Origin of the sequence: Kitasatospora sp. NPDC059817 (genome assembly GCF_042731835.1) — a bacterium.
GTDB lineage: Bacteria > Actinomycetota > Actinomycetes > Streptomycetales > Streptomycetaceae > Kitasatospora.
Window position 1 is genome coordinate 1 of sequence record NZ_JBHWIR010000212.1, and the last position, 12059, is coordinate 12059.

Annotated in this window: 2 protein-coding genes; both read left to right on the forward strand. The window is 76.5% G+C overall.

Going from position 1 to position 12059, the window contains the following annotated elements; genetic code table 11:
* Positions 1–177 precede the first annotated feature (177 nt).
* Positions 178–10761 (forward strand): MupA/Atu3671 family FMN-dependent luciferase-like monooxygenase, encoded by a 10584-nt coding sequence (locus ACFV61_RS30675; protein WP_380495159.1) that lies wholly within the window; start codon positions 178–180, stop codon positions 10759–10761.
* The coding region (locus ACFV61_RS30680) for a condensation domain-containing protein (protein ID WP_380495161.1) at positions 10758–12059 on the forward strand (1302 nt) is incomplete at its 3' end. The genes ACFV61_RS30675 and ACFV61_RS30680, both read left to right, overlap by 4 nt.

A 12059-nucleotide genomic window follows, 5' to 3' on the forward strand; every position in this document is an offset into this window, starting at 1 on the left:
GGCGAGCTCTCGCGCGCGGGCCGCGGCGCCCCCCGGCCCTCTCATCGGGCGCCCGCCCCCCGAACCATCGACAGGGGGGCGGGCACCCCCCCCCCCGCGCCCGCCGCCGCGCTGCTCGCCCTGCTGGCCGAGCCCCGGCCGGAGCCGGAGTGCGCCTGGCGCGAGGGCCGCCCGTGGGTGCCCCGGCTGGGACCGGCCGAGACCGTAAGCGGTACCGCCACTGCCCCCGACGTCGGTACCGCAGCCGAGGGCTGCTCACTGCTCACCCCCGGCGCCCGCTACCTGGTCACCGGCGGCCTCGGCGGGATCGCCGCCGAGCTGCTGCCCGGCCTGCTCCGCGACCACGGCTCCCGGCTGCTCGTGATCGGCCGCACCGACCTGGACGCGCCGACCGCCGAGGCGGCCGAGCGCCGTGCCGCGCTGCACCGGCTGTCCTCCTACGGCGGCCGGGTCGACTACCGCCGCGCCGACGTGACGGACCCCGAGCAGCTGGCGGCGGTGGTCGCCGAGGCCGAACGGGACTGGCAGGCGCCGCTGGACGGCGTGCTCCACCTGGCCGGCAGCTACCGGCTCGCACTGCTCGCCGACACCGGCCCCGACGACTGGCGCGAGGCGGTGCGCGCCAAGACGACCGGCACGGACCACCTCGTCGAGCTGGTCCGGAAGCGGCCCGGCGCCCAGTTCGTCGGATTCTCCTCGATGGTCGGCTTCCAGGAGGCCGTCGGCTCCACGGCGTACGCCGCCGCCAACCGCTACCTGGAGAGCGCCGTCGAACGGCTGCACCGGGAGACCGGGGCCCCGGCCTGGACGATCTCCTGGGGCCTGTGGAGCGGGGTCGGCATGAACCGTGCCACCGACCACGAGCAGGCCGCCGCCGACCGGGGCATCGCCGTGCTGAGCGCCGCGCACGGCCGCCGACTCGCCTCGCTGCTGCTGGCCGCCGCCCCGGGCCGCTGGTACGCCGGGCCCGACCCGAGCGCCCCCGCCGCGCGCCGCCGCCTGCTGGCCACCGCACCGCGACCGGTCCGCGAAGCGCCCGCCGCACGGCCCGCCGGACGGCCGGCCGACGAGCGGGCCACCGCACCGGCCGCAGCCGTACCGCCTGGCCCTGGCAGTCCTGCCCACGCCGCCCCTACCCCTGCCACCGCCCCTGCCACCGCCGAGCTGCGCCGGGCCGTCCTGGACGCCTTCGAGGCCGTCTTCGACACCCCGCTCGACCCCGGCCGCCCGCTCGCCGAACTCGGCATCGGATCGCTCCAGTTGATGCGGGTGCACGGCGCGCTCGGCGCCGTCCTGCCGACGCCCCCGGCGCCCACCGAGCTGTTCCGGCACCCCACCGTGGACGCCCTGATCGCGCACCTGACCGAAGTGCCCACCGCGTCCACCGCAGCCACGGCCGCCACCGCCGCGCCCGGCGGCGACCGCCGGGTGGCCATCGTCGGCCTGGCCCTGCGCTTCCCCGGCGCCGACAGCCCCGACCAGTACTGGCGCAACATCGTCGACGGCGTCCGCAGCACCACCCGCTTCACCGAGGACGAGCTGGCGGCGGCCGGCCTGCGCCCGGCGGAGTACCGCCACCCCGACTTCGTCCCGGTGACCGGCGCGCTGCCGGACACCGACCACTTCGACGCCGAGGCCTTCGGCATCAGCGGCACCGAGGCGGCGCTGATGGACCCCCAGCAGCGCCTGCTGCTGGAGATCTGCCGGCAGGCCCTGGAGGACGGCGGCTACGACGCCCCGGACCCGCGCCGCCGGGTCGGGGTCTTCGCCGGCACCGGCATGACCCTGTACGCGCTGCGCAACTACTACCAGCACACCCTGGCCGCCACCGCCGACCCGGCCGAGCCGGTGGCCGCGCTGCAGACCGCGATCGGCAACCAGGCCGACTTCGCCGCCACCAGGGTCGCCTACCGGCTGGGCCTGACCGGGCCGGCGATCGGCGTGCAGACCGCCTGCTCCACCTCGCTGGTCGCGGTGCACCTCGCGGTGCAGTCACTGCTGGCGGGCGACTGCGACCTGGCACTGGCCGGGGCCGCCGCCCTGCACACCCCGCAGGCCGCCGGATACCGCTACGAGGAGGGGTCGATCCTCTCCCCGGACGGCGCCTGCCGGGCCTTCGACGCGGCGGCCGGCGGCACGGTCGGCGGCAACGGCGTCGCGGCCGTCCTGCTCAAGCGCCTGGACCGGGCCCTGGCGGACGGCGACACCGTGCACGGCGTGATCCTCGGCTCGGCCGTCAACAACGACGGCGGGCTCAAGGTCGGCTACACCGCGCCCAGCGTGGACGGGCAGGCGGCCGTGGTCGGCCGGGCCCTGGACCTGGCCGGGGTGCCGGCCGAGAGCGTCGGCTACATCGAGGCGCACGGCACCGGCACCCCGCTCGGCGACCCGATCGAGTTCCGGGCGCTGGCCCAGGCGTTCCGCGCCCGCACCGAGGCCGCCGACTTCTGCTCGCTCGGCTCGGTGAAGCCCAACATCGGCCACCTGGACACCTGCGCGGGAATGGCGGGGCTGATCAAGGCCCTGCTGGTGCTGCGGCACGGCACGATCCCGCCGCTGGTCAACTTCAGCCGCCCCAACCCCGCGCTGGAGCTCGACGGAAGCCCGTTCCGGCTCTCCGCCGAGCGCCGGGACTGGCCAGCCGGCCCCACCCCGCGCCGGGCCGGGGTCAGCGCGCTGGGCGTCGGCGGCACCAACGCCCACCTGGTGCTGGAGGAGGCGCCGGCGGCCGCAACCGGCATCGCCGACCCGCGCCCCGCCCCGACCGTGCTGCCGCTGTCCGCCCGCACCGAGCAGGGCCTGACCGCCCTGGCCGGCCTGCTCCGCGACCGGCTGGCCACCGGGCCCGCCCCCGCCCCCGGCGACCTGCCGCTCACCCTCGGCGGCGGCCGCCGCGCGCTGCGCCACCGCCTCGCCGTCACCGGCGCCGACCCCGACGAGCTGCGCCGGGGCCTGGAGGCCCACCTCGCGGGCCGCACCTCCGGCGCCGTAGCCGTTGCGGGCCTTATCTCCGGTGCAGCACCTGTTGCGGGCCGCACCTCCGGCGCCGTACCCGTCCACCGCGAGGCCCGGCGCGGCGACGTGCAGCCGGTGCTGCTGTTCACCGGCCAGGGCGCCCAGTACCGGGGCATGGCCGCCGAACTCCACCGCGCCTTCCCGGTCTTCCGGGCCGTGCTGGACGAGTGCGACCGGCTGCACCGCGACGCCTGGGGCGAGCCGCTGCTGCCGCTGCTGTTCGACGCCGTGCCCGAGGGAGCCGACGACGCCTGGACCACCGAGGCGGCGCAGCCCGCGCTGTTCGCCCTGCAAGCGGCCTACCTTCGGCTCTGGCAGGAGCTCGGGCTGCGTCCGGCCGCGGTCGCCGGGCACAGCGCCGGCGAGTACGCGGCCTTCCACGCGGCGGGCGCGCTCGACCTCGCCGACGGGATGTTCCTCACCGCGGTGCGCGGACGGCTGATGCACCGGGCGACCGAGCCCGGCGCCATGACGGCGGTGATGGCCGGCCCGCAGCGGCTCGCCGCACTCGGCGACTGGCTGCCCGGGGTGGAGCTGGCCGTGGTCAACGGCGCCGGCCAGTGCGTGCTGGCCGGAGCGCCGCGCGAGATCGCGGCAGCCGAGGCCGTGCTGGCCGCCGACGGTGTGACCACCGAACGGCTTGCCACCGACCGGGCCTTCCACTCCCGGCTGCTCGACCCGGTGCTCGACCCGTTCCGCGAGCAGCTCGCCCGGCTGCGCCTGCGGCCGCTGACCGTACCGCTGGTGAGCAACCTGGGCGGCGAGGTGCTGGCCCCTGGCACCGTGCCCACGCCCGACTACTTCGTCCGCCAGACCCGGGAGACCGCGCGCTTCGACCTGGTCCTGGCCGCGCTGGACGGGCAGGGCCACGAGCTCTTCCTTGAGCTCGGCCCGCACCCGACGCTCACCGGCATGGGCCGCCGGGAGCTGCCGCACCGCCACTTCGTGGCCGGCGCCCGGCGCGGCGCACCGCCGGAGCGGCAGTTCGGCGTCGCGGCCGCCGCGTTGTGGTCCCACGGCGTCCCGCTCGACTGGGCGCGCTTCGCCGCCGCCCGCGACTGGCCGGACGGCCCGGCCCGCCGCGTGCCCCTGCCGACCACCGTCTTCCAGCGCCGCCGCCACTGGTTCACCGCCCCCGACCGGCCGACCACCGAGGACTCCGCCATGCACCAGGCACCGCCGCCCCAGCAGCCCGTTCCGCCGTCGGCCGTACCCGAGGCCGCGTCGGCACCCGGCCCGGCGCCCGTCGCAGTGACGCCCGTATCGGCGCCCGCAGCGAGCCCCGAGCAACTGGCCGAGGAGGCCGTGCTGCGCCAGGTGCTGGAGCAGACGGCCCGCCAGCTCGGCCACGACGAGGGGTCGGTCGGAGCCGACGAGCCCTTCTTCGATCTCGGCGCCGACTCGCTCTCGATGATCAACATGATCCGGGACCTGGAGCGGACCTTCCGGGTACGGGTCTCGATGCGCGAACTGTTCGAGGCGGCGGACACCCCGGCCCGACTGGCCGGGCTGATCGCCGGCCGGCTGGAGCCCGCCGTCCGGGACGCGCTGCTGCCGGCCGCCGCACCCGAGCCGGCGGCGGCTCCGGCAGCGGCTCCGGCACCGGTCCCTGCCGCCGCCCCTGTTCCCGCCCCGGCAGCGGCACCGATACCGGCTCCCGCACCCTCGCCCCAGGTGATCGCGCCGCCCGTCCACCTCGCTCCGCCCGTCCCGCCCGTCCCGCCCGCTCCGCCCGTGCCCGCGTCGCCGCCCGCGCTCGCCCCGGTGGCCGACGGCACCGGCCTGATCGAGCGCCAGCTCGCCTTGCTCGGTCAGTTCTCCGACCTGATGCGCGACCAGCTCGGCCTGCTGGCCGGGACCGGGGTGGCGCCGCCCGGGCTCCCCGGGGCTGCCGCCCCCGTCGCCCTGCCACCGGCCGCCGCACCCGCCGTCACCCCAGCCGTCGCTGCCCCCGCCGTCACCCCGGTCGCCGCCGCACCCGCCCCCGCGCCGGCCACCCCGCCCGCCCCGCAGGTACACGGCCCCCGGGTGACCGTCTCCCGGGAGTCCGGCATGGCCTCCGGCGGCCTGACCGAGCAGCAGCGCGCCCACGTGGACGAGCTGGTCGCCCGCTTCACCGCCCGGACCGCCGCCTCCAAGGCGGTCACCCGCCGCCACCGGCGCACCCTCGCGGACAGCCGCGCCGTGGTCGGCTTCCGCTCCGCGACCAAGGAGATGCTCTACCCGCTCGCCGCCCGCCGGGCCCGGGGCTCCCGCCTGGAGGACCTCGACGGCAACACGTACGTCGACATCACCATGGGCTTCGGCGTCCTGCTGTTCGGCCACGACCCGGAGTTCGTCTCCGACGCCGTCCGCGAGCACCTGGCCGGCGGACTGCGGCTGGGCCCGCGCGGCCCGGAGACCGGTGAGGCCGCCGAACTGCTGGCCGAACTGACCGGCACCGAGCGGGTCGCGTTCGCCAACTCCGGCACCGAGGCGAACGCCGGGGCGATCCGGCTGGCCCGCGCGTACACCGGCCGGGACAAGATCGTCATGTTCGAGGGCTCCTACCACGGCCACTTCGACCACACCCTGGGCCGGACCGTGGGCCGCGGCGCCGACCGGGAGACCGTCCCGGTGTCGATCGGCATCCCCGGCAGCGCGGTCGCCGACCTCGTGGTGCTGCGGTACGGCGATCCGGAGAGCCTCCAGGTGATCGAGGAACTCGGCGACCGGATCGCCGCCGTGCTGGTCGAACCCGTCCAGAGCCGCCACCCGGGGCGCCAGCCGGTCGAGTTCGTCCGCGCGCTGCGCGAACTGACCGCCCGCCGCGGCATCGTGCTCGTCTTCGACCAGATGCTCACCGGCTTCCGCCCGCACCTGCGCGGCGCCGAGGGCTTCTGGGGCGTGACCCCGGACGTCTCCACCTACGGCAAGGTGCTCGGCGGCGGCTACCCGATCGGCGCGATCGCCGGGCGCGCCGACATCCTGGACGGGATCGACGGCGGCCACTGGGACTACGGGGACGACAGCTACCCGCCCAAGGACACCACCTTCTTCGGCGGCACCTACATCCAGCACCCGCTGGCGATGACCGCCGCGGGCGCCGTGCTGCGCCACCTCAAGGAGTCCGGCCCCGGCTTGCAGGAGCGGCTGAACGCCCGTACCGACGAGTTGGCCGCGACCCTCAACGGGTTCTTCGAGGAGGAGGATTTCCCGCTGCGGCTGGCCCACTTCGGCTCGCTGTTCCGGTTCGAGCCGCGGGCGGACATGGAGCTGCTCTTCCCGCAGCTGCTGACCCGCGGGGTCTACGTGTGGGAGTGGCGCAACTTCTTCCTCTCCACCGCCCACACCGACGGCGACCTGGAGTTCGTGGCCGACGCGGTCCGCGACTCGCTGCGCGACCTGCGGCGCGGCGGCTTCTTCCCGGCCTCGCCCGGGGTACGGCTCCCGGCCCCGCGCCCGGCGGCCGCACTGCCGGCGCCCGCGGCGGACGACCGTACAGGCACCGGCACCACCGGCACCGGCACCACCGGCACCGGCACCGGCCAGACCGGTACCGGCCACACCGAGCCCGCCGGGACGCCCTACCACCCGGTCAGCGACCCGCAGCGCCCCGTCGACTTCAGCCTCTACTTCTTCGGCGACTACCCCCTGGACTCCCCGGAGGACGAGAAGTACCGCATCGTCCTGGAGAGCGCCCGCTTCGCCGACCGGCACGACTTCCACGCCGTCTGGCTGCCGGAGCGCCACTTCCACTCCTTCGGCGGGATCTTCCCCAACCCCTCGGTGCTGGCCGCCGCGCTGGCCCGGGAGACCACCCGGATCCGGCTCAACGCGGGCTGCGCGGTCCTGCCGCTGCACCACCCCGTCCGGGTGGCCGAGGAGTGGTCGGTGGTCGACAACCTGTCCGGCGGCCGGGTCGGCCTGGGCTGCGCCAGCGGCTGGCACCCCAACGACTTCCTGTTCTTCCCCGAGAACTACGGCGGCCACAAGGAGCTGATGCACCAGCAGATCGACACCGTCCGGGCGCTGTGGCGCGGCGAGCCCTACCGGGGCCGCAACGGCAAGGGGGAGCCGATCGAGGTGACCCTGCACCCGCGCCCGCTGCAGGAGCAGCCGCCCATGTTCACCGCGATCGTCGGCAACCCGGACAGCTTCCGCGAGGCCGCCCGGCACGACCTGGGCATCATCACCAACCTGATGACCCAGGACGTCGCCCAGCTCGCCGAGAACGTCGCGCTCTACCGGCGCACCCGGGCCGAGCACGGCCTCGACCCGGAGGCCGGCCGGGTGGTCGTGCTCGTCCACACCTACCTGGGCGCCGACCTCGCCACCGCCCGCGAGCAGGCGTACCGCCCGTTCTGCCACTACCTGCGCTCCTCGCTCTCGCTGTTCGGGCAGATGGCCAACAGCCTCGGCCTGACCCTGGACTTCGAGAACACCCGCGAGGAGGACCTGGAGTTCGTGCTGGAGCGCGCCTACGAGCGGTACTGCGCCTCCCGCGCGCTGATCGGCACCCCGGAGAGCGTGCGGTCGGTGCTGGCCGAGCTGCGGGCGGCCGGCGCGGACGAGATCGCCTGCTTCGTGGACTTCGGGCTCGCCCCCGACCAGGTGGCCTCCGGCATGCCGCACATCGACGCCCTGCGCCGCTCCGCCCAGCGCGGCGCCCCGCTGTCCTACGCGCAGCAGCGGATGTGGTTCCTGCACCGGATGCTGCCCGACACCGGGCAGTACAACGAGGTCAAGGCCATCGAGCTGGACGGCCCGCTCGACCCGGCCGCACTCGACACCGCGCTGCGCGCGCTGGTCGAACGGCACGTCGGGCTGCGCACCGCCTTCCGCGAGCAGGACGGCGAACCGTTCCAGCAGGTGCTCCCGGTGCCCGAGGGCCCGCTGCTGGAGCGGGTCGCGGCCGACGGGCCCGAGCACGAGGCGGTGGCCGCGCTGGTCGCCGCCGAGGGCACCCGCCGCTTCGACCTGACCGAGGGCCCGCTGTTCCGGGCCCGGCTGCTGGAGACGGGGCCCGACCGGCAGGTCCTGGTGCTGTCGATGCACCACATCGTGATCGACACCCTGTCCACCGTGGTGATCACCCGGGAACTGGGCGAGCTGTACCGGGCCGCCCGGGAGCAGCGCCCCGCCCGGCTGCCGGTGCTCACCACCACCCCGGCCGCCGAAGCCGTCCGGGAGCGGGCCGCGGTGGCCGCCGGGGCGTACGACGAGAGCCTCGCGTACTGGCGCAAGGTGCTCGGCGGCGACCTGCCGGTGCTGGCCCTGCCGACCGACCGGCCGCGCCCGGCGGTGCCGGACGGCCGGGGCCGCTCCCACGTCCGTCAACTGCCCGCCGAACTCTCCGACGGCCTGCGGGACTTGGCCCGCAGCCGCCGCTCGACCCTGTTCATGGTGCTGCTCACCGCCTTCGCCGGGGTGCTGCAGCGCTACGGCGGCCAGGACGAGGTGGTGCTGGGCACCCCGGTGGCCAACCGGACCGAGGGCACCGAGGACCTGGTCGGCTTCTTCGTCAACACGCTGGCGCTGCGGCTGGACCTGTCCGGGGAGCCGGACTTCGCCGAGGCGCTGGACCGGGTCCGCTCCAGCGCGCTGGACGCCTACGAGCACCAGCAGCTGCCCTTCGAGGTCCTGGTCCAGGAGCTGAACCCGCAGCGGGACACCAGCCGCAACCCGATCTTCCAGGTCCTCGTCGAGTTCGAGAACCACGCCGTCTTCGAACTGGACCTGCCCGGGGTGACGGCCCGCCCGCTCGACGACGTGGTGGACCGCTCCGCCTTCGACCTGTCGCGCTTCCTCACCAACCTGCCGGACGGCATCCGCTGCCACGTCGAGTACGCCGAGGCCCTGTTCGACCGGGCCACGGTGGACCGGCTGTTCGACGCCTTCGAACGCCTGCTCACCGCCGCCGTCGCCGACCCGGCCCGCCCGCTCGCCGAGCTGACGGCCGCCCCTGCCGACCCCGCCCTGGAGTGCGGGCCCGAGGCGCAGCCGGCGCCCGCGCACCCGCTGGCGGCGGTGGCCGCCGTCGCGGCCGCCCGTCCCGACGCCCTCGCGGTGGTCGCCGCCGACGGCACCGGGACCGACTACCGGACGCTGCACGCCCGGGCCGGCGAGCTGGCCGGCCGGCTGCTGGCCGCCGGGGTGCGGGAGGGCAGCCGGGTGGGCGTGCTGCTGCCGCGCTCGGTGGACCAGGTGGCCGCGCTCCTGGCGGTGCTGCGCCTCGGCGCCGTCCACGTGCCGATCGACCCGTTGCAGGGCCCGGAGCGCTGCCGTCTGATCGCCGCGGACAGCGCGCCGGCCGTGCTGCTCACCGCCTCGGACGCGGACCTGATGGGCCTGTCCCTGCCGACGGTCCTGGCGGACACCGATGCCGATGCCGACGCTGTCGCCGCCTCCGCCGAACTGCCGCCGCTGCCCGCCCCCTCCGCGCAGGCCCCCGCATACCTGCTGTACACCTCCGGCTCCACCGGCCGCCCCAAGGGCGTGCTGATGCACACCCTCGGCCTGTCCGCGCTGCTGGCCTGGAACGTCGCCGAGCACCCGGCCGCCCGCACCCTGCAGTACGCCTCCTGCGGGTTCGACGTCAGCGTCCAGGAGGTGCTGACCACGCTGGCCGGCGGCGGCACCCTGCTGCTGATCGAGGAGGAGACCCGCTACGACGTGACGGCGCTGGCCGCCGTGGTCCGCGCCACCCGGGCCGAGCGGCTGCACCTGCCGTACACCCCGCTGGCCGCGCTGGTCGACGCCCTCGGCGACGAACCGGTGCCCCACCTGCGCGAACTGATCGCGGGCGGCGAGCAGTTGCTGCTCACCCCCGGGCTGCGGGCCTTCCTCGCCCGCAACCCCGGCTGCCGGCTGATCAACCACTACGGCCCCACCGAGACCCACGCCGTCACGGCCGGCGAGGTCGCCCCGGACGGACCGGACCACGCGCCGATCGGCCGCCCGGTGCCGGGCACCCGCATCCTGCTGCTGGACGCCGCCGGGCGCCCCGTCCCGCCCGGCGCGGTCGGCGAGATCCACGCGCTCGGCGTCCAGGTCGGGCTCGGCTACCCCGGCCGGGAGCAGGAGAGCGCCGCCGCCTTCACCGACACCCCGGAGGGCCGCCGCTACCGCACCGGCGACCTCGGCCGCTGGCGGCCGGACGGCACCCTGGAGTACCTCGGCCGCGCCGACCGCCAGGTCAAGGTGCGCGGCTACCGGATCGAGCCGGGCGAGGTCGAGACCGTACTGCGCTCCGTCCCGGGCGTGCGCGGCGCGGCCGTGACGGCCCGCCGCACCGGGACGGGCACCATGCTGGCCGGGTACGTGCAGTGCGCCGCCGCCGAACTGCCCAGGGTCCGCGACCACCTGGCCGACCTGCTGCCCGAGCACATGGTGCCGGGGCTCTGGGCCGCGGTGGCGGCGCTGCCCTTCACCGCGCACGGCAAGCTCGACGTTGCCGCTCTGCCGGAGCCGCTGCCGCTGGGCGCGGGCCGGGCCGCCGTCGCCCCGGCCACCGAACTGGAACGCACCGTGCAACGGCTGTGGGAGGAGGAACTCGGCCGCCCCGCAGGCGTGGAGACCTCCTTCTTCGACCTCGGCGGGCACTCGCTGGCCGCCACCCGGTTGCTGAACCGGGTCCGCGAGGCCACCGGGATCCGGACCGGCGTCCTGGACTTCTTCCGCCGCCCGACCATCCGCGCGATGGCCGCCCAGCAGCCGCAGACCGAGGACCGCCAGGCCCCGGCCTACGAGGAGGGCACGCTGTGACCCCTGTCGACGATGGCTGGCACCGGCTCGTCCGGCTGCTCGACGAGCGCGAGATCGTCCTGCGCACCACCGGCGACCGGCTCGGCTACCTGGCCCCGCCCGGCGCGCTCGACGAAGAGGCCACCGGGCTCGTCCGGGCCCACCGGGAACGGCTGCTGGCCACCCTGACCGGCTCCGGCACGGCCCTCGCCGCCGCACCCGCCGGGGTGGCGCAGCGCCGGATGCACCGGGCGCACGCCCGGGCGGCGGACCCGGCGGTGTGGAACATCACCCAGCGGATCGCCCTGCGCGGGCCGCTGGAGCCCGAACGGCTGGCCGCCGCGCTGACGGCGCTGACCGGGCGCCACGAGAGCCTGCGCACCAGCTACCGGGACACCGACCTGGGCCTGCTCCAACAGGTGCTGCCCAACGCCCCGGTGCAGCTCCCGGTCGCCGACCTGCGCACGCTCACGCCCGGGGCGCGGGACGCGGCGCTCGCCGAGGCCGCCCGGGCCGAGAGCGACCGCCCCTTCGACCTGGCCACGGCCCCGCTGCTGCGCGCCCGGCTGCTGCGGCCCGCCGACGACGCGTGGGTGCTGCTGCTGACGCTCCATCACATCGCGGTCGACGGCTGGTCGTTGGCCACTCTGCTGGCCGACCTGGGCACGCTGTACGGCCCGGACGGGCGGCTGCCGGAGGACCCGGGCCGGATGACCGACCACGCCTGCTGGGAGCGGACCGTGGTCACCCGCGCCGCCGTCGCCGCGGCCGCCGACCACTGGGCCAAGACCCTGGACGGCGTCGCGTCGACGGCGGAGCTGCCCACCGCCCGGCCCCGCCCTGCACAGCGCTCCGGGCGGGGTGCCACGGCCGCCTTCCGCCTCCCCGCGGCACTGGCCGAGGCGGTGGGCCGCTACGCCGCCGCCCGCTCCACCACCGCCTCGGCCGTCCTGCTCGCCGCCTTCGCGCGGCTGCTGGGCGAGCTGAGCGGCGCGGCGCAGACCCTGGTGGTGCTCTCCCACGCCAACCGCACCCGGCCGGCCGACGAACGGGTCGTCGGCCTGCTCACCTTCGGCCTCCCGATCCGGCTGCCCACCCGCTCCCCGGGCGGGTTCGGGGAATCGGTCGACACGGCCGCGACGGCGATCGCCACCGCCCTCGACCACGCCACCGTCCCCTTCGGCCTGCTGGTCGAACCGCTGCGCGAACGCGGCGTCCGGCTGCCGGACGCGTACCCGCAGGTCCTGCTCACCGTGCAGAGCACCCCGCCCGCCGGCGCCGCGCCCCCCCCCCCGGCCCGCCCGGGCGCGGACCGTGGC